We start from the raw sequence: 25,487 nt of genomic DNA, 5'->3' as shown, positions 1-25,487 counted from the left end.
TATTATCGCAACGCGATGAGCAGGAAGCAATTTGGCGCTGCCCCATCGACCGCATGGTTACGACGAAGCCGCGGCCTTTGGGCCGAGCTCAGAGGTGGCAATAGCGTGAACGCCGCCGACCGTCACTCCCCACCAGGCGGTCAGGTTTTGCGGTTCGGGCCGAGCAAAAATACTGTCAAGACAGCGAGGAACGTGGCAACCGCGCTGTAGACAAAGACACTGGCAATACCCGTGTGATCCACCAATAGGCCACCGAAAGTTGTGCCGGCTGCGATGGCCACTTGGAAGGTTATGACCATCAGTACACCAGCGCTCTCGGCCTGTTTCGGAGCGGCGCGTAGCACCATCCATGTCTGCAATCCGACCGGGACCGCGCCAAAAGCAAAGCCCCATACGGCAACTGCAATTGCCGAGGTCAAGGCCGATGCTCCCATAGTCAGGAGCGAGACAGCGGCTACGGCAATGAGCAGGGGCGGCAGGGCCGCGACCGCCTTGAGACTGTGTTTGGTGAGGAATGCGCCGGCTAAATTGCCGAAGACGCCGGCCGTGCCAAAAGCAAGGAACACGAGCGGGATTGACTTCTTTTCGAGCGCAGGAACGCTCTCGAGAAAGGCGCGGATGTAGGCGAAGCTGGCAAAATGGCCGGAAGCGACCAATAGCACGACTAGCACCGCAACCTTCATCGCCGGATTCTTCGCGACATCCAGCGGACTGCGGAATCTGCGCACTTCGATCGGAGGCAGTGGCGGAATGGTTACGAGTTGCACGAGCAGCGCAACGGCACTCACGATTGCGGCGACCTTGAACGAGGCTCGCCATCCCCAAATGTCACCGACATAAGCGCCGATTGGAGCCGCGCAGACGGAGGCGACAGAAACGCCGGTGAGGATGATCGACATGGCGCGCGGCATGAGGTGACTTGGAACCAGCCGCATCGCCAACGCTGCCGAAATAGACCAAAAACCACCAAGCGATATGCCAAGGACGACGCGTGCCGCCAGCAAAACCGGCAGCGACCCCGCAACCTCTGCCAGAACGTTCGACAGGATCAGCAGGAGCGTCATCGCCCAGATGACGACCCTGCGGTCCAGACGCTTTGTCACGATGGCGATTATCGGTGCCGAGATCGCCGCGACGATTGCGGTCGCTGTTAGCGCCTGTCCAGCCGTGCCCGTGGTGATACGGAGATCATGCGCGAGCGGTGTCAGAACGCTGGCGGGCAGAAACTCTGCCGTCACAAGCCCGAAGGTGCCGAAGGAAAGCGAAATGATGGCACCCCATGCAGGGCCAGAACGTTGATAGGGACTTTCTGGGTCAAGCCGATCTCGGTCGAACAAAGCCGCGTCCACTAAATCTGTCGCCGATTCGGTCATGAATGAGTTCTCCGGCTAGGAGCTGTTGCAGCAGGGGTGGCTACATCGCCGGGGATCAAAGCCGCGAGACCTTCCGGCGGCGGCCAGTCGGCATCAGTCGAGGCCTCGGCGCCCGACGCATCCGAGGCCTCATCGGAGGGCCGACGGACCCAACCGTCGACAATGCGGGAGAGTTCTCGGCGCGGTCGCATCGATCGCATTCGTCGAAGTGCGGTCTGTTCACTGCGAACCAAGCAAGCCGAACGCGGTGTCCTCGATCGAGGCCTTGATGGGGGGATGATCGACGATCTCTATATTGCTTTGAAGCAGGAAGTTCCGTCGCCATATGTGGTTATCCTGGCAGCCAGAATTGAGCGGTTGTCGCAAGCACCAAGGCGGTCGCAATGAGTGCAACGAGGCGGAAGTCTGATCGATGGCTGCGGTTCGATGGCCGCGCGATCGACAAAATTGAGGTGATGAGTTATCCCTTTTGAAGCCGTTGCTCCCAATTCTGGGATAAGGTAATTGCAGGCGGTCCCAGCAACGTCGGGCGGCCTTTTTGGTGATCGAATTCATGGGACGACACTCTCGGTCCGTGACGCATCTGCGAATGACTCCGCAAGTTCCGTGCCATCAACGACAAATCTGGCTCTGCTGAGCGGGTGGTGGAGGCACGAGCGTGGGCTATCCCAAGAGCTTGCCGCAAGGTTGTTCGAAGTTGAGGTGCCGGATAGACCGCAAATATGTCGGGCGGCCTGGGGTTGGCCAACACGAAGATGCGCAAGTTCAAAAGGACGAGCTGAACCCTTGCCGATATCCATCCGAGGCTGATCTGGAGAAGGTCAAGAACTGCGTCTTGAAGGCTTCCGCCGCACCGGCAAATGCTAAGCCAAGGTGCTGGGCAAGATGGACAGGGCCATCCAACCCGTCGACTGGACGCTCATTAATGGCGTCGGTGTGGCTCTGTAGCTGGCGAGAAAAACGCCCTGCTGAAAGACAAAAGCTCGTGTGGCCGGCTCTGAAGGACGGCCAGTGAGGCAGGCGAGGAGAGGCTATAGCCCATTCGTGTAGACTGATCTTGTCCCACGGAGGCGGCTAACCACCCCGCCAGACATCATCGAGGGGAGCGCCACTAGGCTTACCCCAAGTGTTGGTCATTTCCACCTGGGTGACCTCGGCCAAGTCACCAAGCCGCTTAGAGCAAGCTTTCGAACTGGATGCTCCCCGGGCACATGATCGGCTAGCTGTGAGCTTTCGGGAGGTTGTCCATTCGGACCGGACCGAGGAGACTGGAGTTACCACGCTTCAGCATCCATCGGAGGATCCGAATGAACATCCATAAGAATGCCCGTCTCACACCGCTGCGTCGAGAGGAGATGGCGCTGTCGGTGATAGAAGGCGCTTTCTCCAAAGCCCATGCGGCGCGTGTCTACGGCGTGTCGGCCAAGATCGTGGCGCGCTGGGTCGAGCGCTACAAGTCCGAAGGGCGGGCCGGCATGATCGACCGTTCCTCGCGGCCCGCCCATATGCCGCAGGCCACCGCTGCGTTGATCGCCGAGCGCATCATGGCGCTGCGGCGGCAACGTTGGACCGGCAAGCACATCGCCCATGAGGTCGGCGTCTCGCCCGCCACCGTTAGCCGGGTTCTCAAGCGTGCCGGACTGTCGCGGTTGCGGGATATCGAACCGGCCGAGCCGATCCGACGCTACGAGCGCGAGCATCCTGGCGAGATGATCCATATCGATATCAAGAAGCTCGGTCGTTTCGAGCGCATCGGTCATCGCATTACCGGCAAGCGCACCGGCAATGCCAGCTCGCGCGGCAGCAGTTGGGAGTTCGTCCATGTCTGCATCGACGACGCCTCCCGCATCGCCTTCTCGCAGATCCTGCCCGACGAGAAAAAAGAAAGCGCCATCGCCTTCCTCAAGGCGGCGGTGGCCTACTACGCCAGCCTCGGCGTCACGATAGCCCGCGTCATGACCGACAACGGCTCCTGCTACAGATCAAAGGCCTTCGCCAAGGCCTGCCGCGATCTCGGCCTCAAGCACGTCAGGACAAGACCCTATACACCCAAGACCAATGGCAAGGCCGAGCGCTTCATCCAGACAGCACTGCGCGAATGGGCTTATGCCATCGCTTATCCGACTTCAGATCACCGCGCCGCAGAGTTGCCGGTCTGGCTGCACAGATACAATTGGCACCGTCCCCACGGGAGCCTAAAGTCCAAAACACCTATCAGTCGCCTCGCTCTAACCGAGGACAACCTGTTGAGGCTCCACAGCTAGCGATCCCACCAGTTGAGTTGCTCCAAGTCGGTGTCTAGCTTTCTACATTCTGTGTCCGACGCTGGACAAGAATGTTGCAATCCCGACCAGCAAGTCAGCGCAGGCGCCACCTGTTGCCCAGCAAACGGCAAGGATTATCGAAAGACGAATTCGGCACGGAGCTTGCACCAACGATTGCATGCAAATGCCGACAGCATCTCATGAACGGTCTCTCGATTCTGGCGCGGTTAAATCGCGGCCGGTTCCAGATCATGTCCCGCCCGAAATGGTGAGGGACTTCAGCCTGTTTACGTCGCCCGGCATGTTGCCGACCGCTAACGGGGATCCGCATGCAGCGGTTGCTTGCGTTCATGCCGGGCCTCCGATCTTTTATTCAACCAGCAACACGCGCGACGGTCGGGGTACCTGGGTCATCACTCGCGCGAGCGACCAGCGCCGGGTGCTGCAGGACACCGAAACGTTTTCCAGCCATCGCAGCATCTTCGCCTCTGTGCTCGGCGAGAGCTGGCCGATGATCCCGCTTGAGCTCGATCCGCCATTCCACGGTGTTTTTCGCTCACTGCTCAATCCGCTGCTTTCGCCAAAGCGGGTAATGGCATTGGAGCCGGCTGTCCGGGAACGAGCGATCAAGCTGATCGACAGGATCGCCGCATCAGGCACGAGCTGCGACATCATGAAGGATTTTGCAGTTCCGTTCGCGGTCAATATCTTCCTTCGCTTTATTGGGCTTTCGGACAACGGACTAGAAACATTTGTCGGCTGGGCTAGAGATCTGCTCCACGGCGATAAGGAGCAACGACCACCCGCAGCCCGGACGATCGTGGCCTTCATCGACGAACTTGCCACCGAGCGCCGCAAGGAGCCGGTCGATGATTTCATGACCTTCATCGTGAAGGCAAAGGTCGAGGGTCGTCTGCTCAGTGACGAAGAAGTCCGTGGCATCGGCGTGCTTGTGTTCGTCGCGGGACTCGACACGGTCTCAGCAGCCATATGCTTCGACTTGGCCCATCTCGCGCGCAACCCCAAAGATCAGGAATTGCTACGAAGCGAACCGGACCGGATTGCCGTCGCTGCGGAAGAATTGCTGCGCGCCTATTCGACCATTCAGATGATCCGAGTGGCAACGAAGGATGTCGACTTCAAAGGCGCGCCGATCCGCAAGGGAGACTATGTTTCCTGTGCCACGATGATTGCCAATCGTGACCCGGCGGAATTCGAATGCCCGAATGAGATCGATCTGGCGCGCGAGGACAACCGGCACGCTGCCTTTGGCTATGGTCCCCATCGTTGTCTTGGCTCACACCTTGCCCGGCGGGAGATTGTCATTGGCCTGGAGGAGTGGCTGGCGCGCATCCCAGCCTTTCGGATCAAGACAGGGACTGAACCTATCACCTTCGGCGGCCATGTGTTCGGGATCGAGAATCTGATCCTGGACTGGTCCTGAAGTTTCAGCCAACGACATTGGAGTTCGCTATGCGTGTCGTCGTACATAAAGCCAGATGCCAGGGTCATGCGCGCTGCTGGGCGCGGGCGCCGAGAGTCTTCAAGCTTGATGACGCCGGCTACATCTTGCCCGGTGATATTGATGTTGCCGATGGGGAGCAACTGCTTGCCTCAAAAGGGGTACGAGCCTGCCCCGAACAAGCTCTGGAAGTTGACGAGCCCCCCGCTAACTCAGTTGTAGAGAGAGACACACGCAAAGTGCAGACTGGCATCGGGAAGGATAAAACAATCATACAATTCGCGACAGACCCTGTCGACCACGCGAAAATTACCGAACTGCGTGACCGAGAGGCGATCCGCAACTGCCTGTATCGGTACTGCCGCGGGATAGACCGCGCCGATGAGGCGGCGCTGCGTAGCGCATACTGGCCCGAAGCGTATGACAGGCACGGTCCCTATTGCGGACCGGCAGAGGACTTCATCCAATTTGCTCTCGGTCTGCCGGGGCACCGTAACATCCATCAAATCACGAACAGCCTGATCGACTTCATCAGTTCAGCAGAGGCCGCGGTCGAGAGCTATTTCACCGCGCTGCAACGCGGACCGGATACAGACCAAGAAATACGTCAGACGCTGCTTTGCGGCCGTTACTGCGATCTGTTTCAGAAGAGGCAGGACGAGTGGCGAATTGCGGAACGGACAGTCGTCTACGATTGGGTTGAGGAGCAAATCCCGCCAGCGATTCTTGAGGCAGATAGGTTCGGCCGGCGACAGCCGATTGGAGCACAACATCCAGACGATCCCATCTACCAGTTGCTCAAGGGTCACATCCCCACCGACCAAGATGGCGTCGAGGGTCCCCAACTGGGAGCTGCATAAGTGGGTAGAAATGGAGGATGAGCGCCCTACGGGAACGACATCTGTGTGGGGCCGCAACTGGCGGTCACTGCAACGATTTGGCTCGGCCCTTCATTCCGCCCAAGGTTGATGGGCTGAGATCACAAGCGGTCATCGTGGAGAAGCTCTCGTGAAACTGGCAGCACGCACCGTAATCATCACAGGCGCTGCGGGCGGGATCGGCCGTGCCCTGGTCGATATCCTTGCCGCGGACGGAGACACTGTAGTTGCGGTGGACCTTCCGGGCAGTGGTGTGGTTGAACTGGCTCGGGATCTCGGGTCGCCGCACGTCGGTCTGGAGTGCGATGTGTCGCGAGAGAAGGACATGCTCTCACTTTTCGGCCAGGTCGAAGCACGGTTCGCGCAAATCGATGTCCTCATCAACAATGCGGCGGTTGGACCCACGATGGATAGGATCATCGACACCGCTGTCGATACCTTCCGACGCGGCGTGACAGTGAACCTTATTGGGCCATTCGTTATGGCCCGGGAAGCGGCGCGGCGCATGAAGCCGGGCGGTGCGATCGTCAATGTGGCTTCGATGGCGGGCGTGGTCGGCAATCCCAGGCGCAACGCCTACGCAGCCTCGAAAGCTGGCGTGATCTCGTTGACAAAGTCCCTTGCATGCGAGTGGGCTATGCGAGGAATCCGCGTCACGGCGGTGGCGCCGGGCTCCGTCCGCACCCCAATGGTCACAGAACTGGCACGCGCTGGCAAAATGGACCTCGCGGCGATACGCCGCCGCGTGCCGATGGGGCGCTTGGCTCGCCCCGACGAGATCGCCAGGGTCGTGCGTTTTCTGAGCAGCACGCAGGCGCGCTACATCACCGGCTCGGTGCTGGCAGTCGACGGAGGCTGGATGTCATTCAACCAGCCGGGGGATGCTCACCCGCCGGTGGATGGTGCGCTCCAAGCCGAGCTCTCCTGTCCGGCCGAATGCACAGATGCGCGAATCGTGCTCGTCACCGGTGGCGCAAAAAGCATTGGCGCGGCCGTCGCTCGCCGCTTTGCCGCGAACGGCGACACCGTCGTGATTGCTGATAAAGATGGCACTGCAGCGGCAGAGCTGGCTACATCGCTCCCCGGCAAGCATCTGGCGAAATCGCTGGACGTGGCCGTCGAGAGCGATGTGGTGTCGATGTTCGAAGAACTGAGGGGACGCTTCGGGTATATCGATGTTCTGGTCAATAGTGCTGATACCGCCGACAGGATTGTGCCTGCGATCGAGCAACTGTCGAAACAGCTCGAACACGTCCTGGATGTCAACCTTACCGGCGCCTTCACCTGCGCGCGCGAAGCGATCAAGGCTATGCGCCCGGGCGGCGTGATCCTCAATCTCGGGTCGATCGACAGCTTTCTGCCGTTCGCGCCGCGCCATGCCTACGGCGCCTCCAAGGCGGGGATGGATATGCTGACCCGTTGCATGGCGGCCGAACTCGGGCCGGTCGGAATTCGGACAGCCACCGTCGCTCCTGGCCACATCCGCACGCCCGCACTTGCTCAGTTGGCCAAAGCCGGCCGCATCGACCTGACAGCAATCGGACGACGCATCCCCATGGGCAGGATGGGACGGCCAGAAGACGTCGCAGATGCATCGTTCTTCCTTGCTTCGTCTGACGCCTCATACATCAACGGCTCGATCCTCTACGTGGACGGCGGCTGGACCTCGTTCGGTGATGCGGGAAACGCCAGCGAACTCTATGACGAATGTTTTGCGGAGGCCGCAGGTTAATTGCCAGGCCTTCGCAGGGCGACCGGCCGAGCATTATGAAGCCTCGGCTCCACGACGCACCTGAGGTGCTTGAGATCCAAGCATGTGCATGCCGAGCACATTCCCGGTCGGCTGACGTGTCTATAACGAGGAGAAATCATGGAATTTGCCACTTTCATTCTGGCCGCCCAGCGTGGCTATCACCAATCCTCAGAAAGCGTCATCCGCAACTCCATCGAACAGGCCGTCGCTTCGGAGCAGGCTGGGTTCAACACCGCGTGGTTTGCTGAGCACCACTTCAACAATTACAGCCTCATACCATCCCCGCTGATGATGGTGGCGCACTGCGCCGGCTTGACAAGCACGATTCGCCTGGGCACTGCCGTCTGCGTGCTGCCGCTTTACCAACCGCAGCGCCTGCTGTCCGAGATCGGCTTCGCCGACATCGTTGCGAACGGCCGTCTCGAGCTCGGCGTAGGCTTGGGATACCAGCAGTTCGAGTTCGAACGGTTCGGCGTGGACATCGATGAGGCGCCGGCCGTCTTTTCGGAATACCTGGACATCATTCTCAAGGGCCTCAACCAAAACGTCTTCGAACACGACGGCCAGTATGAGAAGATCCCCCCAACAGCGATTTCGGTCCGCACAGTCCAGCAGCCGACGCCGCCTATCTGGATCGCTGGCGGAGCCGCACGGATGGCTCGGGCCTACCGCGAGGGGCACAATTTTTTTGTCACAGCCTTCCACGACGGCTTAGAGACTTTGACCACACTGCGTGAATCAGTCGAGAGGGCGGCGGCATCCGAGGAAAAGAACGTCACCGACGTCAAGATATCGCTGCTGCGCTGCTGCTATGCCAGCCACGACGAGTTGGAGATCAACAGCTATCTCGACAATGCCCGCTTCCAGCGCCGGCTTTCTGAAGCCCTGCATCAGCGCCGCCAACAGAGCCACGATGGCTACCTGCTGCAGGAGACACCGACCCAGCAGGATCTGTCCTTCGAGACCATGCGCAAAAATTTGCCGATTGGCAGCGTAAATCGCGTGATTGATCGCCTGCTGGAAGAGATCGATATCTTGAAACCGGACCAGATCGCAGTTCAGACTCAATTGGGCGACTTCGACCAAAAGACGATGCTGCGCCAGATCGAGCTCTGGGGCGACAAGATCATCCCTGCGGTCAACAAGGCGCTTTGTCATGCCGGAAGCTGAAGCCGGCCGTTACGATGATGGCTGCCTATCCAGCGCGCAATGGCGTGGGTCCGAGCTAGGGAGGAGCTTCGATCAGCATGTGCTGCCCTGCGTACATTCACGTTCGCTTGAGGAGGTCCAGGCGGGCGAGGTGTTGGCGACGGAGGGGACAGGCCTTTCGTCTGTCGAATTGCGTGATGTCTTGGCCGCAACTTTCCCGTCTACCTCCAGCAGCGTATTCGCTTTGGAGGAGTTGAGCGAGCCCGAGCCGGAACTGGAAGAGGAGCTGCTACGCCGGCTGCTGCTAGCGCATGCTGCGCCGGCCGACCCGGCGAGCGGCCGCTTGGCCAAGATCATCGCCCGGCGTGCGATGCGCACGGACCATCTTTGGCGGGATCTTGGCCTCTCAAATCGCGCTGAGCTCAGCCGCCTGCTTGCCAGACATTTTCCCGCGCTGGCGGCAGGCAACACAGAAAACATGAAATGGAAAAAGTACTTTTACCGCAAGCTGTGTGAGGCCGAAGGCTTTTCGTCATGCACTGCACCCAGTTGTCGGGAATGCCAGGACTTCGAAAGCTGCTTCGGCCCGGAGGAAGTTGAGAGTCGCCTCTCGCCGACCAGGAATGCCGGTTAGTCACTTCGCTTGATCGCAGCTGCGGACAAACGCTTATCGCGGCGCCGTAGTATGGAGGAAGGGATGTTCATCGCCTCGCGATATTTGGTGACGGTACGGCGAGCGACATTGATGCCGGTCTGCTTGAGCTGAGCAACGATGTCTTCGTCGGAAAGTACCTTGTCGAGCGATTCTTCGGCGATGATTGCCTTGATCCGATGGCGGACAGATTTGGCGGAGTGCGCGTCGCCGCCCTCGCAGGATGCGATTGTCGCTGTGAAAAAATACTTCAGCTCGAACACCCCGCGCGGAGTTAACATGTACCTGTTCGAAGCCACCCGGCTTACCGTCGACTGGTGCATTTTGATCCCGTCAGCGACATTTTTGAGACAGAGAGGCCGCAGATGGGCGACGCCGTGTGTAAAAAAGGCATCCTGCTGGCGCACGATTTCGGTCGCAACCTTAAGGATCGTCTTAGCGCGCTGCTCGAGGCAGCTGATCAGCCAGTTCCCTTTTTCCTGGCAATGGTCGAGAAACGCTTTGCCTTCCGGATTTTGATTGGTCAGCTGCGAGATTTCGGCGACATAGGTGTGGTTGATCAACACTTTGGGCAGCGTGGCCGGATCAAGCTCCACCCGCCATCCACCTTCGGACTTGGGCATTACCCAGACGTCCGGTACGATGGTTTCCGGCGTCCCGGACTGGAACCGGTCTCCAGGCTTGGGATCGAGCGCGCGGATTTCGTTCCTCATGTCGAGGAGATCCTCCTCGTCGACTCCGCAACGCTGCTTCAATCCCTGAAAATCCCCCCGTGCAAGCATCTCGAGATTGGCGACCAAAGCTGCCATAGCCGGGTCGAACCGGTCTTGCTGGCGCAGCTGAATCTCCAGGCATTCGCTGAGAGTTCGCGCAAAAATCCCCGGCGGATCAAATTGCTGCAAGATTCCGATGACCCGTTCCACATCAGCTTGCCGAACGTTTAACCTCCTGGCCAGATCGAAAAGGTTTACCTGAAGATAGCCAGTGTCCTCCAGATGGGCGGCGAGCTGTCCGGCAATCAGCCGCTCCTGGGGGGTGAACGGGGTGAGGGCGACCTGGCGGGCGACATGGTCGTGCAATGTTTCGGTGTGGGCGGTAAACTCCTCGACGGCAGGTCGATCGTTGCCGCTACTGCGTTGCGACTTCCATTGCCCGCGCCCGCCAGACGGCCCGCCAATGGGCGATTCGCCGATTTCGCTTCTGCTTTGACTGCTCCGCTGATCCACCCCTGACAGCGGCGAATCGTCGTCAAACGGGTCAGGCTTCAAAACGGGGTTCCTCTCGAGTGCCTGCTGCACGAGCTGATGGAGTTCAGTATGCGTCAATCGCAGCAAGCGAATAGCTTCAATGGCTTGAGGCGATAAGACCATACGTTGCTTCTGGCGTTGAAGCAGGCTTGCTGAGAGATGCATGTTGAACCGTAATCTGCCGAGGATGCTCTAGTGTGTGCTTGGGTTGTGTGAGACTTGCCACTTCTGGGTCATGCCGCCGCCTTCAGTTTGTCGAGAACGTTTTGCGGGGATGAAACGCCATAGGGGTCCGTCTCGCAGTTGTCACAGAAGCCTTCCTCCTCGAACCACTGCTCCACCACGCCATCGTCGATCAGAGCGGCGTATCGCCAGGAGCGCATGCCAAAGCCCAGATTGTCCTTCGCGACCAGCATGCCCATTTTGCGCGTGAACTCGCCCGACCCGTCTGGGATCAGCTCGATCTTCTGCAGCCCCAAGGACTTTCCCCACGCATTCATGACGAAAGCATCGTTGACCGAGACGCAGTAGATCGCGTCAATTCGCAGTTCCAGAAATTGATCATAGAGTTTTTCGAAATCGGGCAGTTGGAAGGTCGAGCAGGTCGGGGTGAAGGCGCCAGGCAGCGAGAACAGGATGACGCGCTTGCCCCCGAAATAATCGTCGGAGGTCTTGTTCTCCCACCGATAAGGATTTGGCCCCCCGATCGACTCATCGCGAACACGCGTGCGAAAGGTCACGAGAGGAACGTTCTTTCTGTCGGTCATTGATTTGCTCCCAGGCCAAAGTGGTACGGTGCATTTTTCGGTTAAACTGAAGCGGCATCGACTTCGGTCGACAGTTCCGGCAGCCTCGCGCCTTGGCGTGGTTGCCTCGGACCGGTCTTGTGCAAGACCGCCCCCGAGCAGGCACGTTTAAAGGCGACGAGCTTCCGCGGAGACGGGGAATTTCGCTCGCGTGCTTTATCGAGCTTTGAGAGGTAGGCATGGTCTGCAACCGTGATTTTGACTGCGTTCTATCGACCGAGTCGCAAGCGCCATGCCAATTGACCCGATGCCTTGGGTTCACTTCGGTTTTTGCAGCAACTTTCGTGTTGTGCAGTAATGCCGGTCGATATTATTGCTCAAGCAGCACTGGAAATTGGGTGCGACTCCGTTCGGCAAACCCGGCCTTTGTCCGAAGCCGGACACGAATGTCGGAAATAGCCAAACGCCAGGATCTGGGGCGGGTTAAGAAACGTTGCCGTGGGCACCGGCTTCAGCACAATTGCGCCACGCGAGCATGGCTCCCAGCGTCAATGCCGTGCAGCAGCGAGACGAAGTCACTGCAGAATATCAACCTCTGCGAAGTCGTTGAAACCCAGCATGTGCGAGCCGTTCGAGGCGCAGATCAAGGCATGCTCGAGGAAGAGCTCGTGCTCTCGGCAGCAAGTGTTGCGACGTCTGACAAGGATCGTCGCGCTTCAAGGAAAAGAACCTGAATGGTGCACGGCTTGTGAAGGCCGGCGCATGGAAATGGCTGGGCTGATCATCCTCCATGAGGGTTGAATGAAGAGCTGGCCCCTATCTCCCTCAGCTGCAACGGGGGGAGGTAGGGCATGTCCGTCTATCGCGCTGGGTAACATTCCTCGGTGAGGCAATAAGGGGGAGCAATTTCTCATTTCGGCAGACACGACCCAGCTCTCCTTTCATGCGCTGATTCCCCCAAGGGAAATCGCGACTCCAGGCTTCCTATGCAGCGAATCGCGGTGCTGTCCGATGTCCGACAATGTCGGATGCGGATCGTAGCTGGGCTAGATCCGTCACTTTGCCTCGATGGTTTCCCACTGGCCTTATATCTGCTTCGCCCCAAATGCGGCGACATAACCTGTGCGGCATCTGTGAATGGATCGACTTCAATCGAGACCTCGGAGGTCCCGATGCGCGAAGGGAGCTTGCCGATATGACGGCCACCATAGCGAACCACGGTCCGGACGACGAGGGGACTTGGATCGGCGGGCCTGCGGCGCTGGGACACCACCGCCTGGCAATCATCGATATCCAGGGCGGCCGTCAGCCGAGGATGCTCCAGGAGGATGGCCGACCTGACTTGGTGCTCGTCTACACGGGTGAGACTTACAACTACCGCGAGCTGCGTCAACAGCTGGCCGGCCTAGTCCATCGCATGAACACGAGCAGTGACACCGAGGTGGTGCTGCACCGCCCCCGCGAGTGGGGCTCTTCGGCGGGTACACTTTTTTCACGAAATCCGTGAATGTTTCTCGCGACATCATCCCGCAATCGGTGGTGCAGCGGGTGAAGAGCCCGTATCCGGCTATCCAGAATGCCGCCTACGACAAAATACTACGTACGCGGTTCACTGCGATGCTGGACGACCTAGTGCCGGCAGTGGCACCGCTGTTGTCCGTCGACAGGTCCCGCGCTTGCTCGGTGCGACCAACAACCTTAAGCGCTAGGGCGTAACCTGACCCTGCAAGATCTCCTCACCGACTATAAGGTGCGCCTCACGATCTGAGACGATGGGACAGGATGGCTAAGGAGGTGCGCCGTCTTGCATGCCCCGCCACCGAGGCGAACCCTCTTGGCTACGCGCGCCACAGCGACGCTCCATATCGTCAGGCCTGCGTCTCATGCTCAGATGAGCCGGTATTTGGCTCTCTCATCAGCAAACCGAGAGAGCCCATGCCAAGACGGAAGCAAGCAAGACGAACGAGCGTCAGAGATATCCTGCGCCTGACCCATAAACAGGGCAGTCCGGTGGGCCAGGTGGCAGAGCAACTGAGGTTCGGCAAGACTTCGGCTTCCACCTATCTGCGGGCGCTGGAGACGGGCTGTCGTGCAGGCCCTGCATGCGGCTTTGAGGACGATGCGATGTTGAAACACCGTCTGTTGCGCCGAATCGGCCGTCGGCCACACGTTGGGTCGTCATCAGGTTCTCGACAGCTTGCCGGTGTCAAATCCAAACCGTGGTCGGCGATCCCCACCAGGGTGGGAAGGCAGCGCTGATATAGCCGAACGTCGATCAAGTCACGATCAACTATTGCCTCATGTCACATGCCCTGCGGGACTGAAAAACGGAGAAGAACATGTGCGATGCAAAACTGAAGACCGTGCTTTCGCTTTTTTCGCCGGTGGCCAGCAAATTAGATGCTCTCTCGTCCAACGGACCAGCGACGGATGCAAATTGCGTTAAGCTAAATACGAACGAGAACCCGTTTCCGTTGCCGAAGAGCGTAATGCAAAGTGCAATTGCTGCGATCGAACACCAGTATCTTTATCCGGAAGACGACAATCTCAGCTTAAGGGCAGCTGCCTCCGATGCTTACGGATTTTCCAAAGATCAGGTGATTGCCGGCAACGGTTCGTCGGAGCTGCTCGGACTCATCTACAGAGCTTTCCTCGCCCCAGGAGATAGAGTGGCGATGCTGTCGCCCGGATTTTCGTTCAACCGTAAACTTGCCATGTTGCAGGGTGCCGAGTTTCTCGAAATCGCATCGAGCGAAGCTCATCCCCTGCCGATAGAAAAACTGCTGTCCGGCCCCGCAAAAGACGCGAAGTTCATTCTGTTGGCTAATCCGAACAATCCGACCGGAACATTCGTGCCGGTGGCCGAAATCGAACGCCTTGTGGAGCAAGCAGATCGCTTGGTCGTCTTGGATGAGGCCTACGTTGACTTCGCACCCGACAATGCCCTGCGCCTCGTCAATAGACATCCGAATCTTTTGATCTTGAGGACTTTTTCAAAGAGCTATGCTGCTGCTGGCGTGCGAGTCGGCTTCGGTTTCGGTCACCCAGAAATCATTGGCAGGCTGCGCAACATCCAGAATGTCTTCAACATGAACGTGATCGGGCAGGCGGTCGGGAAAAGCATTCTTGCGCATCGCCACGCCTACGAAGAGAACCACAGGCACATCAAGCATGAACGACAGCGAGTGACCCTGGCGCTGTTGCAACTTGGCTTTTCCGTAACACCCTCCCACGCAAACTTTTTGCTGGCCCGTGTGCCGGCGGGACAGGAGGGCTCATGCTGGCAAGCCGCGTTGAAAGAGCAGGCGATCCTCATCGCCAGCTTTCCTGACGTAGATTTGAAGAACTGTATTCGCGTCAGCATTGGCACCACAGAGCAGATGGACAAATTCCTTGCTGCCGCCAAACGCGTCTGTATGAGCTTTAAGAAGAATCGCGGTGTGCACAAGCATTAAGTCAATTCACATTAAGCGCCAAGTAATAGGTGCTGATATGTCGCCAGCTATGATGATTAGCGAATAAATAATAGGTAATTTGGAGAACAATTAATTGAAGAAAATTTCCGCTTCGGGCCTGACCTTCGGCATCTTCGATCATCTGGACGAAAACGGCGATGACATCGCACAACAATATGCAGATCGGCTGAGCCTAGCAGAAGCGTGCGATGGCTATGGCTTTTATGCGTATCATCTCGCCGAGCACCACTGTACGCCGCATGGCAGAGGTCCATCACCGAATTTGTTCTTAGCGAGCGTCGCCCAGCGAACCCGCAGTCTTCGTGTTGGTCCCATGGTAATGCTACTTGCGCTCTATCATCCGCTGCGTGCCTTCGAGGAGATCTGCATGCTTGATCAGTTGAGCGGCGGCAGGCTTGAACTCGGCATAGGGCGCGGCTCTGCTCCCACTGAATTGGGATACTTCGGGGTTGCTGTAGAAGCAGCACCAGAACAGTATGCGGAGGCCAGTGAGATTCTCATCAATGCGATGAAAGGCGGGACGCTTTCTTATCAGGGCCGCCACTTTGAGTTGAAAGATGTTCCGCTGACGTTGAGACCTCACCAATATCCCCATCCGCCGACATGGATCGCCACCAATCGACCCGAGCCGGCTAGCTGGGCCGCTGCGAATGGGGCAAACATCGCCTGCGTCGGACCTTCCACTTCTGTTCGCAGCGTTACCGACGCGTTCCGCGCCGCCCGAATTCACGATGCTGACATTGGCCAGCAAGCGCCATTTCTTGGATTGCTCCGAATGGTGGTGATAGGGCGTTCTGAAACAGATGCGTATTTGCTCGCAGCACCTGCCTATGAACGATGGCTCAATAGCTTCAAATTTCTATACGAACTAAATGCCATTTCCACTCCACCAAACTTGCCTTTGAACTTCGATGCAGCAATTGAAAGTGAATTGTGCGTCGTGGGAACGGCAGATTCTGTCCGAAAAGCTCTCCTTGATCAGCTGGAAGAGGCAGGTGCTAATTATCTTCTGTGTCAACTGGCATTTGGGGATTTGCCGCTGGATGCCTCACTATACACCGCATCGGCCATTCGATCCGAAATCATGGCTCGAGTTGCCGCATCGTGAATCCGTCGTGTGATTGGAGGAGCAGCGGCAGCGCTGCTCCTCATTGCGAAACGGTTGTGGGGGCCGGACTCCTGTCAGGTGTAAACCATTGGAGCACGTCCTATCTGATCCAGGTCATATCCTGCGGCTTTGAAGTAGTTGGCACATTCGGCTGGGGTGAAGAGGTCGACGACCGCGCCGAGGCCTTGCCCCTCTGATCTAATCCGGTTTGAAGTTCGTTCTGGCCCATCCAGAGGATCAGGACATGAAACGCAGCCGCTTCTCTGAAGAGCAGATCATCGGAATTTTGAAGAAACACGAGGCCGGGGTATCGGTTGGCGATCTGTGCCGCAAGCACGGGGTCAGCGACGCCTCGATCTACAATTGGAAGGCCCGCTTCGGCGGGATGGATGTCACCGAGGCTCGGCGACCTGAAGGGCTGGAGGACGAGAACACGCGCCTGAAGCGGCTTCTGGCCGACGCCATGCTCGACAATGCCGCGTTGAAGGACCTTGTGGGAAAGAAATGGTGACGCCCGCCGCCAAGCGGAAAGCTGTCGCTCGCCTGAAGGAAGGCTTCGGGATGAGCAAACGGCGGGCGTGTAAAGCCATCGGCTGTTGCCGCATGACGGTTCGCTACCAGACCAGCAGGCCGGACGACCGGGAGGTTCGCGAGCGGATGAAGGCGATCGCGCAGGAGCGTCGCCGGTTCGGCTACCGGCGTCTTCTCGTGATGCTGAGGCGGGAGGGCCTGGTCGTGAACCACAAGAAGCTGTTCCGGCTCTATCGGGAGGAGAAGCTCGCCGTTCGCCGCCGTGGCGGCCGCAAGCGGGCGATCGGGACCAGGGCGCCAATGCTGGTGCCGCTGAGGCCCGACGAGTGCTGGTCGCTCGACTTCGTATCGGACCAGCTCACCGACGGGCGCCGCTTCCGCATCCTGGCCGTCGTCGACGACTGCACGAGACAGTGCCTGGCACTCATCGTTGATACGTCTCTCTCGGGCATGCGGGTTGCCCGCGAATTGGACCGGCTCATCACTAGCGCGGCCGGCCCAGGATGATCGTCAGCGACAATGGCAGCGAGTTCACCTCGAACGCCATCCTCTCCTGGGCGGATCAGAACCGCGTCGATTGGCATTACATTGCGCCCGGCAAGCCGATGCAGAATGGCTTCATCGAGAGCTTCAACGGCCGACTGCGCGATGAACTGCTCAACGAGACGCTGTTCACCTCGCTGGCTCAGGCGCGCGTAGCCATCGCCCTGTGGCACGCCGACTACAACACCGCGCGGCCGCACTCCCAAATCGCCTGGCAGACCCCGGCCAAGTTCGCCAGCACCTTCAATCCGCGACGGTCGCTCGCGCTGCGCTATGCCAAAGGCTCCGCGCCAGCGCCCGTTGCTTCACCCGCCCAGCAGGGCACAACCCACGCCGGAAACGAACTCAAAACTGCTGGGGCAACGTCAGTCCCATAGAGCCTTGATGGTCGGCCTTTGCTCGCAGCAGCGCCTTAGGTTGGGCGAAGGCGTTCTCAATCGGATTGAAGTCGGGACTGTAGGGCGGCAGGTAGAGCAGGCTCGCCTGCGGCCTCAATCGCGCCGCGCAGGGTTCTCCAGGCGGATGTCGCCAATGTCAAATTTGCTGGCATCCATGTCGCCCTCGCTTTCTGGTTCGAGATCGGAAAATCGCCGAATAATCAGCACATCAACCTGCGCCTGAAGGAGCTCACTGCCACTTTCGGCTGGCGGGGTGTGCCGCCCCACAATTAGAATGTCAATTGTCGTGCCAACCGCACAAGCGAAGGCCAGAAAGCCAACATGTGTTCTGCGGCTTAATTAAGAGTCAGCCGATGTCGGCCGAACATCACCTTGTCTCGAAGTCGACGATCCGACAGCAGATTGCGAAAGTTGGCGCGATGCGAAACAAACTGCTGAAGCGCTCAACTTTTATTGATCACGCGTGTTGGACGCGACGCACTCCCGTTCCAATCGGGCTGAGCGCAAATTCTCCCGGTTCACAAAACTGAGTCGCTGGAGTAGTGGGGGCGCAGAGAAATCTCCGGTCGCAGCCTTACCCGGTCAAAACAAGGATACCAATGATGAAGACTCTCGCCGTCTGCTCTGGCGGATTGGACTCCGTTTCCCTTGCTCACATGGTGGCAGCGGAGCACGAACTCACCGGCCTTCTATCTTTCGACTATGGCCAACGGCACAGGAAGGAATTGGGCTTCGCCGCTCTTTGCGCGCAGCGACTGAAGGTCCCGCACCAGATCATCGACATCGGCGAAATTGGCCGTGGCCTTTCCGGCTCAGCGCTGACTAGCAGTATCGACGTGCCGGACGGCCACTACGCCGAAGACACGATGAAGATTACGGTGGTGCCGAACCGCAATGCCATCATGTTGGCAATCGCCTTCGGTCTCGCCGCCGCCCACAGCGCCGAAGCGGTGGCGGCGGCCGTGCATGGTGGGGACCATTTCATCTATCCCGATTGCCGTCCGGCCTTCATTGAAGCTTTCCAGACAATGCAAGACCGCGCGCTCGACGGCTATGCGCAGATACGCCTCTATGCACCGTATGTGAATCTCGGAAAAGCTGACATTGTTGCGGATGGCGCAAGATACGGCACCCCGTTTGCTGAGACCTGGTCCTGTTACAAGGGCGGCGTGCGTCACTGCGGACGATGCGGGACCTGCGTCGAGCGGCGCGAAGCGTTCCATCTCGCCGGGCACGCTGATCCCACCGACTACGAGGACGCCGATTTCTGGCTTGAGGCGCTGCGCAGGAGGCGCGCGTAATGTTCCACATCACCAAGGAATTCCACTTCTCGGCCTCGCATCAGCTCACCTCCTTGCCTCCCAACCATCAATGCGCGCGCCTGCACGGGCATAACTATGTCGTCGTAGTGGAGCTGTCGGCCAAGGAACTGGACGCCCACGGCTTCGTGCGCGACTATCACGATCTGGCGCCGCTCAAACGCTACATTGACGAGAGCTTCGACCATCGGCACCTCAACGACGTGCTGGGACATGAGAAGGTCACGGCGGAATGCCTGGCCAGACATTTCTATGAATGGTGCAAGGCACGTCTGCCGCAGACCGCGGCCGTGCGCGTTAGCGAAACACCGAAAACTTGGGCGGAATACCGTCCGTGACCGACATGCATCCCGCAATCCGTGTGAGCGAGATATTCGGGCCGACTATCCAGGGCGAGGGCGTGCTCATCGGCTTGCCGACGGTGTTCATCAGAACCGGCGGATGTGATTATCGCTGTTCATGGTGCGACAGCCTTCACGCGGTGGACAATCAGTATCGCCATGAATGGCTACCGATGCCGATCGATGCCGTGTGGCAAACCGTCCATGCGCTTTCCGGCGGCAGGCCGGTTATGGTCTCCTTGTCAGGCGGCAACCCGGCCATTCAGCCGTTCGGTCCCCTCATAGAACGCGGCCATCGCGAGGGCTATCGTTTTGCACTGGAAACGCAGGGTTCCGTGGTGAGGGAGTGGTTTGCGGATCTTGACGTGCTGACCCTTAGCCCAAAGCCGCCGTCCAGCGAGATGACCACCCGTTGGGCTGCGTTTGATGCATGCCTCGAAGCGGCGCAAGAGAAGCCGCAAATCGTGCTCAAGCTCGTCGTTTTCGACGAGAGTGACTATGCCTACGCCAAAGAAGTCGCGGCGAGATATCCGCACCTTCCGATCTATCTGCAACCCGGCAATCACACGCCGCCGCGCCCTGGCAGTGAAGACGCCTCTGTCGACTTGGACGGAATAATGATGCGAATGGAATGGCTTGTCGAAAGGGTGACTAGCGACAGGTGGTTCGAAGCCCGCGTGTTGCCGCAGCTGCACGTTCTGCTTTGGGGTAACAAGAGGGCGGTCTAGTCTGCGGCTTGCGTCGCACCGGAAGGCCGGGCTCCAACGGCTTGGCAGGCTCTCTTCGCGTGCCGAGTACAGCCGAGCTTTGTTCGCGTCAGCGGTCTCGCGATTGTGCGGCTGGAAACCGCCCGGACACCCCGCTGCCGGCGTGTGTCACCTTGACTCCGATGAGCTGTCGTCACGCAAAGTTGAAATCCGCAAGAACTGGCCTTCTCGCCCCACCTGCTCCGTCGCAAGCACGTCATCCCCTCATCCTTGTCCAGCTCTTATCGATGTATCTCATTGTCCGGCCTGACGCACGACTGTCAGCATGGGAATGCATCCATTGCGCAAATGCCTTCCATAAAGAAGATCGATTTCCTCACTGGCCCAACGTGAAATATAGCAACGTTTTCGTGGCGTGGGTCGGCTGCGTCGGGAGTAGCGATGAAAACGTATTAGGGTCGCCTGCGTCTCCTTGGGCAGCGAGTGTAAAGTATAGCGATGCGGCCTCCGGCGCGAACGGCAGCCGCGCAGTGATCACCTTCGCCTGTGCCTTTGCGGCGGGGGTCAAGCGCTGGTCTGCTCAAATTTTTTATCGTTTAGCTGGTTGAAACTGCTCCCGTTGCGGGCTGCAGAAGCCGGCCAGCCGAGAAACGGCAGCCGCACTTATGAAAGCACGCCAAGGCATGCGGGCATCTATCAGTTGCAAAGGACAATACTGGCCGCGCCGATTGGCCATCACGCGTCCATTAGGGCAGCCACCAACATCAGTTCGCAAGAGGAGCAAAAGTAATATGTATCGTCGTCACCTGATCAAAGGGTTGGTTGCGCTCGGCGCATGCCGGATTTGCGTTCAAGCCGCCCAAGCGACCAGTGCCCATTGGGGGTACACCGGTCCGGTCGGACCGGAGCACTGGGCTGATCTGGATAAGGAAAATTTCGTATGCTCTGCCGGCACGCAGCAATCGCCGATCAATATCAACAGCGCGGTCAAGGCGGATATCCCGCATATCGCCATCGGCTGGCACAAGGGCGGCGGCAATATGGTGAACAACGGCCACACCATTCAAATCAATATGCCACAAGGCAGCACGCTGACCCGCAGCGATCGTGTCTACGAACTGGTACAGTTCCATTTCCATGCGCCAAGCGAACATCACGTGGCGGGCAAGAGCTTCCCGATGGAGGTGCATTTCGTTCACAAGGACACGCAAAGTGGTACTCTGGGCGTGCTGGGCGTCTTTTTAACGCCCGGCGCGACAAATGCCAGCTTTGCTGCCCTTGCTGCGGCCTTTCCCGAACTGCCGAATGGGGAGGTGACGATCGACGAGGTGAATCCCAACTGGCTTCTGCCAGCCTCGCTTGGCTATTGGACTTATGAGGGCTCACTGACGACGCCGCCGTGCACCGAAAACGTCGAGTGGATGGTGGCGATGGAACCGGTTGACGTTGATCCGGCAGACATCCAGCGATTTGCCTCCCTCTACCCGTCGAACGCGCGCCCTATTCATTCACCCAATCGACGCTTCATCCTGCGCCAGAGTTGAGCGCCGCCCCAGCGGTTCCGCACGGTCCAACATTCTTGGCACAAGTTGGCGCGAAGCCTCCTCTTCCGGTCTGGCGGTCTGACGGCGCTCCCCAAGCTGGCTAGTCTAAATGATAGGGATTCGGTGCCGACACCACTCGTCCCAAAGACGTCGCGGCGAGGTTTGTCTGCAACCCGGCAATCACACGCCGCCCCGCCGTGGTAATGAAGACGTCTCTGTCGAGTCCGACGGAATATGATGCGCATGGAATCGCTGGTAGAAAAGGTGACCAGCGACAGGTGGTTCGAAGCCCGCGTCTTGCCGCAGCTGCACGTTCTACTCTGGGGTAACAAGAGGGTGGTGTATACCTTCTCCTAGCTTCGCCGCCAACTACTCGGTTTTCCGAATTGCTCTCTATATTCTTGAAGACGATGCGTTCGTTAAAGACATGTGCTGCGCACCTGGTGTAAAAGCTGCTCTCATCATGCAGAGGTCAAGCCAGTCGGGCTCATCCGAGGCTATGGCCGTGAGCACTGTTCAGTTCGGCAGAGAGGGCGCTTTTGTACACACTTTGCGATCGTGGCGGCCCCGTGGGCAGATCTGCAAGCTGCCGCGACACTAACCTCTCGAAGCCCGCCCGCCCGCCTGTTGATGCGTGTCTCCCAGTAAGATTCCTGTCCAAGAACGTGATAATCTTCTTGCCAGTGTTGTAGCTGATGTTGCCCTTGATGCCGCAGCCTACCGCGGCGGGACCAAACTCAATGGCAAGCAGGCCGGCTAGGATCGTGCAGCCAGTCGCGAGCCTCGCCCACAACGGGGTCTCACGCGCATGAGGGCGCCGACCATGGGTTCGGCGGTTCGTACGCGTATAACACGTATCTTTCTGAAAAAATCAATGCTCTCGGCTAAGCTACTGAATTATTTGGCTTCCATATAGCGCGTCGGCGGAACCAACTTGTAGACGGGCTATGAAAGGTTAAGCGCGGATGTCTATCGGCCGCCGGCGTTCCCGCTCTGTAAGCCTGCCTGAACTACCCGCGCCGCGGTCAAGCCCCAGGCTCCTGCTCATCCAGCGACCGCCCGATCAATGGCAGGCTGGAAAGACAAGAGCCGATGTCTTCCGATGGTCTCGCCATCAGCTTTGGGCTAACTTCCCCATTCTCCCGCTTCGAGCTCGACACACGGCGGTTTGGATGGCGCACGACAATCTGTGTCGGCTTTGTCGTGTCCGTGACAGACGCCTGAAAGGCCCGTTCGCGCGTTTTGCCGCCGTCTAAGCGGCTGGAATTTAATGACAAAGTTTTTTCTGGGATCGGCCGATCACGCTGGTACGCTTTTTGCGATGCTTGGTGTGAGGCGGCACGAGCTGCCTATCGGCACTTGTGTCGCGGGCAGTCGCGATGATTAGAACGAAGGAAGGAAAGCTATTATGTCAGGTCTGCGTCAGATCGCCTTTTACGGAAAAGGCGGCATCGGCAAGTCCACCACGTCCCAAAATACGCTCGCTGCCCTTGTCGACCTCGGGCAGAGAATCCTCATCGTAGGATGCGACCCCAAAGCCGATTCCACACGCTTGATCCTGAATTCGAAAGCTCAGGATACCGTCCTGGATCTCGCCGCACAGGAAGGTTCGGTGGAAGACCTCGAACTCCAGGACGTGCTCAAGGTGGGCTACAGAGGCATCAAGTGCGTGGAGTCCGGCGGCCCCGAGCCGGGTGTCGGTTGCGCCGGCCGCGGCGTCATCACCTCGATCAATTTCCTCGAGGAGAATGGCGCTTATGACGATGTCGATTATGTCTCCTATGACGTCCTCGGCGACGTGGTATGCGGCGGCTTCGCCATGCCGATCCGCGAAGGCAAGGCCCAGGAGATCTATATCGTCATGTCCGGCGAGATGATGGCGCTCTATGCCGCCAACAACATCGCCAAGGGCATCCTCAAATATGCCCATTCGGGCGGTGTGCGGCTGGGCGGGCTGATCTGCAATGAACGTCAAACCGACCGCGAACTCGATCTGGCCGAAGCACTGGCTGGCCGATTGAATTCCAAGCTCATCCACTTCGTGCCCCGCGACAACATCGTCCAACATGCCGAACTCAGGAAGATGTCGGTGATCCAGTACGCGCCGGACTCAAAGCAGGCAGGGGAATACCGCGCTCTGGCCGAGAAGATCCACGCCAATTCGGGCCAGGGTACGATCCCGACGCCGATCACCATGGAGGAGCTGGAGGAGATGCTGCTCGACTTCGGCATCATGAAGACCGACGAGCAGATGCTTGCCGAGCTTCACTCCAAGGAAGCGGCGAAGGCGGCGGCCCAGTAGTGACATTAGCGCTGCCATGAATCGGCGCGCCTTGCAGAGAACGGCGCCTATTCTTTGAGGCGTCACCCAACCTTGAAAGGGGGACTCATGAGCCGGGAATACGAGAATGACGGTGCTCTTCATGCGAAGCTTATCGAAGAGGTGCTGTCGCATTATCCCGACAAGGCGGCGAAGCGCCGCAAGAAGCACCTCAACGTCGCAAAGAGCGGCAACGAGGCTGGCGGGGAAAGCGAGGTCCTTTCCGAATGCGACGTCAAATCGAACATCAAGTCCATTCCCGGGGTGATGACGATTCGCGGCTGTGCATATGCTGGTTCGAAAGGCGTGGTGTGGGGGCCAGTCAAGGATATGGTCCATATCTCGCACGGCCCGGTCGGCTGCGGCCAATATTCTTGGTCGCAGCGCCGCAACTACTACGTCGGTACAACGGGCGTCGACACGTTCGGGACAATGCAGTTCACCTCCGATTTCCAGGAGAAGGACATCGTCTTCGGCGGCGACAAGAAGCTGGAACAGATCATTGACGAGATTGAAGTCTTGTTTCCGCTCAACAACGGCATCACCGTGCAGTCCGAATGCCCTATCGGCCTGATTGGCGATGACACCGAGGCCGTTTCTCGCAAAAAGACCAAGGAGTATGACAAGACGATCGTGCCGGTACGCTGCGAGGGCTTCCGCGGCGTCTCGCAGTCGCTTGGCCACCACATCGCCAATGATGCAATCCGGGATTGGGTCTTCGACAAAAAGGATGTCAAGTTCGAGGCCGGCCCCTACGACGTCAACGTCATCGGCGACTACAATATCGGCGGCGATGCCTGGGCCTCGCGCATACTGCTTGAGGAGATAGGGCTGCGCGTGGTTGGCAACTGGTCGGGTGACGCCACACTCGCAGAGATCGAGCGCGCCCCGAAGGCTAAGCTCAATCTTATCCACTGCTACCGGTCGATGAATTACATCTGTCGGCATATGGAGGAAAAGTATGGCGTCGCCTGGATGGAGTACAATTTCTTCGGTCCCTCCCAGATCGAAGCCTCTCTGCGCAACATAGCCAAGCATTTTGGGCCGGAAATCGAGGAGAAGACCGAAAAGGTCATTGCCAAGTACAGGCCGCTTGTTGATGCGGTCATCGCCAAGTACCTGTCGCGCCTGGAAGGAAATACCGTGATGCTCTATGTGGGCGGCCTGCGCCCCCGCCACGTCGTCACGGCCTACGAGGACCTCGGCATGGTCATCGTGGGCACCGGCTATGAATTCGCCCACAGCGACGACTATCAGCGCACCGGCCACTACGTGAAGAACGGCACGCTGATCTACGATGACGTGACCGGCTATGAGTTGGAGAAATTCATCGAAGGGATTCGCCCAAATCTGGTCGGCTCGGGAATCAAAGAAAAATACCCGGTGCAGAAGATGGGCATACCGTTCCGCCAGATGCATTCCTGGGATTATTCAGGCCCGTATCACGGCTACGATGGCTTTGCCATTTTCGCACGTGATGTGGATCTCGCCATTAACAACCCGGTCTGGGACCTATTCCACGCGCCTTGGAAAAGAAGCCGGGGCGATGAGCGGGCGATGGCTGCCGAATAAACATTTGCTTCAGCCCCAGTCTCCCACTGAGACGGTGAACTCCCGCGGCCTCTGATCCGCCGGAGCCTGGAACGTCTTGACGTCCTGAGCTGCCGTCCCGCGCA

19 protein-coding genes and 4 pseudogenes are annotated in these 25,487 nt (G+C 58.7%); 18 read left to right on the top strand and 5 right to left on the bottom strand.

Annotated features, from left to right (window positions below; translation table 11 throughout):
• Positions 1–140 precede the first annotated feature (140 nt).
• On the bottom strand, positions 141–1,373 hold the full coding sequence (locus tag EOA28_RS00340; protein ID WP_126063819.1) for an MFS transporter: 1,233 nt from the start codon (positions 1,371–1,373) through the stop codon (positions 141–143).
• A 1,307-nt stretch (positions 1,374–2,680) separates the two neighbouring features.
• Between EOA28_RS00340 and EOA28_RS00335 the strand changes: the two genes are divergently transcribed.
• The 7 genes and pseudogenes from EOA28_RS00335 to EOA28_RS00310 all read left to right on the top strand — a co-directional run bounded on the left by EOA28_RS00335 (position 2,681) and on the right by EOA28_RS00310 (position 9,513).
• Entirely contained in the window at positions 2,681–3,637 is a 957-nt protein-coding gene (locus tag EOA28_RS00335; RefSeq protein ID WP_126063820.1) for an IS481 family transposase, read from the top strand.
• Between the two features lie 265 nt (positions 3,638–3,902).
• Positions 3,903–5,081: a cytochrome P450 gene (locus EOA28_RS00330; RefSeq protein ID WP_164759124.1), complete on the top strand. Its 1,179-nt coding sequence runs from the start codon at positions 3,903–3,905 to the stop codon at positions 5,079–5,081.
• Positions 5,082–5,110: 29 nt separating this feature from the next.
• A pseudogene (locus tag EOA28_RS39855) lies at positions 5,111–5,233 on the top strand (ferredoxin); the annotation flags it as partial.
• 138 nt (positions 5,234–5,371) lie between these two features.
• Positions 5,372–5,959, top strand: coding sequence for a nuclear transport factor 2 family protein (locus EOA28_RS00325; RefSeq protein WP_126083656.1), 588 nt, complete (start codon positions 5,372–5,374; stop codon positions 5,957–5,959).
• 148 nt (positions 5,960–6,107) lie between these two features.
• A complete protein-coding gene (locus EOA28_RS00320) occupies positions 6,108–7,709 on the top strand; it encodes an SDR family oxidoreductase (protein ID WP_063169384.1) in 1,602 nt (533 codons plus the stop codon).
• 138 nt (positions 7,710–7,847) lie between these two features.
• The gene (locus EOA28_RS00315; RefSeq protein ID WP_024505249.1) at positions 7,848–8,900 is read left to right on the top strand and encodes an LLM class flavin-dependent oxidoreductase; all 1,053 of its coding nucleotides are present in this window, start codon (positions 7,848–7,850) and stop codon (positions 8,898–8,900) included.
• On the top strand, positions 8,887–9,513 hold the full coding sequence (locus EOA28_RS00310) for a nitrogen fixation protein NifQ (RefSeq protein ID WP_029356557.1): 627 nt from the start codon (positions 8,887–8,889) through the stop codon (positions 9,511–9,513). Before EOA28_RS00315 ends, EOA28_RS00310 begins: the two co-directional genes overlap by 14 nt.
• Here the strand turns inward: EOA28_RS00310 and rpoN are convergent.
• Both rpoN and EOA28_RS00300 read right to left on the bottom strand, forming a co-directional pair.
• Entirely contained in the window at positions 9,510–10,943 is a 1,434-nt protein-coding gene (gene rpoN, locus EOA28_RS00305; protein ID WP_126063822.1) for an RNA polymerase factor sigma-54, read from the bottom strand. The genes EOA28_RS00310 and rpoN overlap by 4 nt on opposite strands.
• Positions 10,944–11,011: 68 nt before the next feature.
• Positions 11,012–11,545, bottom strand: a complete 534-nt coding sequence (locus EOA28_RS00300; RefSeq protein ID WP_029356553.1) for a peroxiredoxin — start codon at positions 11,543–11,545, stop codon at positions 11,012–11,014.
• A 1,174-nt stretch (positions 11,546–12,719) separates the two neighbouring features.
• On the opposite strand from EOA28_RS00300, the gene EOA28_RS00295 reads away from it, so the two are divergent.
• From EOA28_RS00295 to EOA28_RS00280, 4 genes and pseudogenes are all read left to right on the top strand, one after another.
• Positions 12,720–13,031 carry a hypothetical protein gene (locus tag EOA28_RS00295; RefSeq protein WP_206437555.1) on the top strand — a complete coding sequence of 104 codons (312 nt, stop codon included), beginning with the start codon at positions 12,720–12,722 and terminating at the stop codon, positions 13,029–13,031.
• 832 nt (positions 13,032–13,863) lie between these two features.
• Positions 13,864–14,979 (top strand): histidinol-phosphate transaminase, encoded by a 1,116-nt coding sequence (hisC, locus tag EOA28_RS00290; RefSeq protein ID WP_126063823.1) that lies wholly within the window; start codon positions 13,864–13,866, stop codon positions 14,977–14,979.
• A 94-nt stretch (positions 14,980–15,073) separates the two neighbouring features.
• Positions 15,074–16,108: an LLM class flavin-dependent oxidoreductase gene (locus EOA28_RS00285; RefSeq protein ID WP_095484287.1), complete on the top strand. Its 1,035-nt coding sequence runs from the start codon at positions 15,074–15,076 to the stop codon at positions 16,106–16,108.
• 244 nt (positions 16,109–16,352) lie between these two features.
• A pseudogene (locus tag EOA28_RS00280) lies at positions 16,353–17,559 on the top strand (IS3 family transposase).
• 13 nt (positions 17,560–17,572) lie between these two features.
• On the opposite strand, the pseudogene EOA28_RS00275 reads toward EOA28_RS00280, so the two are convergent.
• Together EOA28_RS00275 and EOA28_RS38550 are read right to left on the bottom strand one after the other, a co-directional pair.
• Positions 17,573–17,690 (bottom strand): annotated as a pseudogene (locus tag EOA28_RS00275) (transposase); the annotation flags it as partial.
• A complete protein-coding gene (locus EOA28_RS38550; RefSeq protein ID WP_167512160.1) occupies positions 17,674–17,847 on the bottom strand; it encodes a hypothetical protein in 174 nt (57 codons plus the stop codon). The pseudogene EOA28_RS00275 and the gene EOA28_RS38550, both read right to left, overlap by 17 nt.
• 335 nt (positions 17,848–18,182) lie before the next feature.
• Here EOA28_RS38550 and queC point away from each other — a divergent pair, with 335 nt between their 5' ends.
• From queC to nifD, 7 genes and pseudogenes are all read left to right on the top strand, one after another.
• A complete protein-coding gene (queC, locus tag EOA28_RS00270; RefSeq protein WP_063170389.1) occupies positions 18,183–18,881 on the top strand; it encodes a 7-cyano-7-deazaguanine synthase QueC in 699 nt (232 codons plus the stop codon).
• Positions 18,881–19,237: a 6-carboxytetrahydropterin synthase QueD gene (gene queD / locus EOA28_RS00265; RefSeq protein WP_126063824.1), complete on the top strand. Its 357-nt coding sequence runs from the start codon at positions 18,881–18,883 to the stop codon at positions 19,235–19,237. Before queC ends, queD begins: the two co-directional genes overlap by 1 nt.
• A 5-nt stretch (positions 19,238–19,242) precedes the next feature.
• Positions 19,243–19,968, top strand: a complete 726-nt coding sequence (gene queE, locus EOA28_RS00260; RefSeq protein WP_164752747.1) for a 7-carboxy-7-deazaguanine synthase QueE — start codon at positions 19,243–19,245, stop codon at positions 19,966–19,968.
• 770 nt (positions 19,969–20,738) lie between these two features.
• Complete coding sequence (locus EOA28_RS00255) at positions 20,739–21,491, top strand: carbonic anhydrase (protein ID WP_126063825.1); 753 nt, start codon at positions 20,739–20,741, stop codon at positions 21,489–21,491.
• Between the two features lie 160 nt (positions 21,492–21,651).
• Positions 21,652–21,848: pseudogene (locus EOA28_RS39850) on the top strand (7-carboxy-7-deazaguanine synthase QueE); the annotation flags it as partial.
• 1,051 nt (positions 21,849–22,899) lie between these two features.
• On the top strand, positions 22,900–23,793 hold the full coding sequence (gene nifH / locus EOA28_RS00245; RefSeq protein WP_024505261.1) for a nitrogenase iron protein: 894 nt from the start codon (positions 22,900–22,902) through the stop codon (positions 23,791–23,793).
• 87 nt (positions 23,794–23,880) lie between these two features.
• A complete protein-coding gene (nifD, locus tag EOA28_RS00240; RefSeq protein WP_024505262.1) occupies positions 23,881–25,383 on the top strand; it encodes a nitrogenase molybdenum-iron protein alpha chain in 1,503 nt (500 codons plus the stop codon).
• Positions 25,384–25,487: the final 104 nt, after the last annotated feature.

It is taken from the genome of Mesorhizobium sp. M2A.F.Ca.ET.067.02.1.1, from assembly GCF_004023285.1.
Taxonomy (GTDB): domain Bacteria; phylum Pseudomonadota; class Alphaproteobacteria; order Rhizobiales; family Rhizobiaceae; genus Mesorhizobium.
This window is presented reverse-complemented; position numbering and strand designations above follow the sequence as displayed.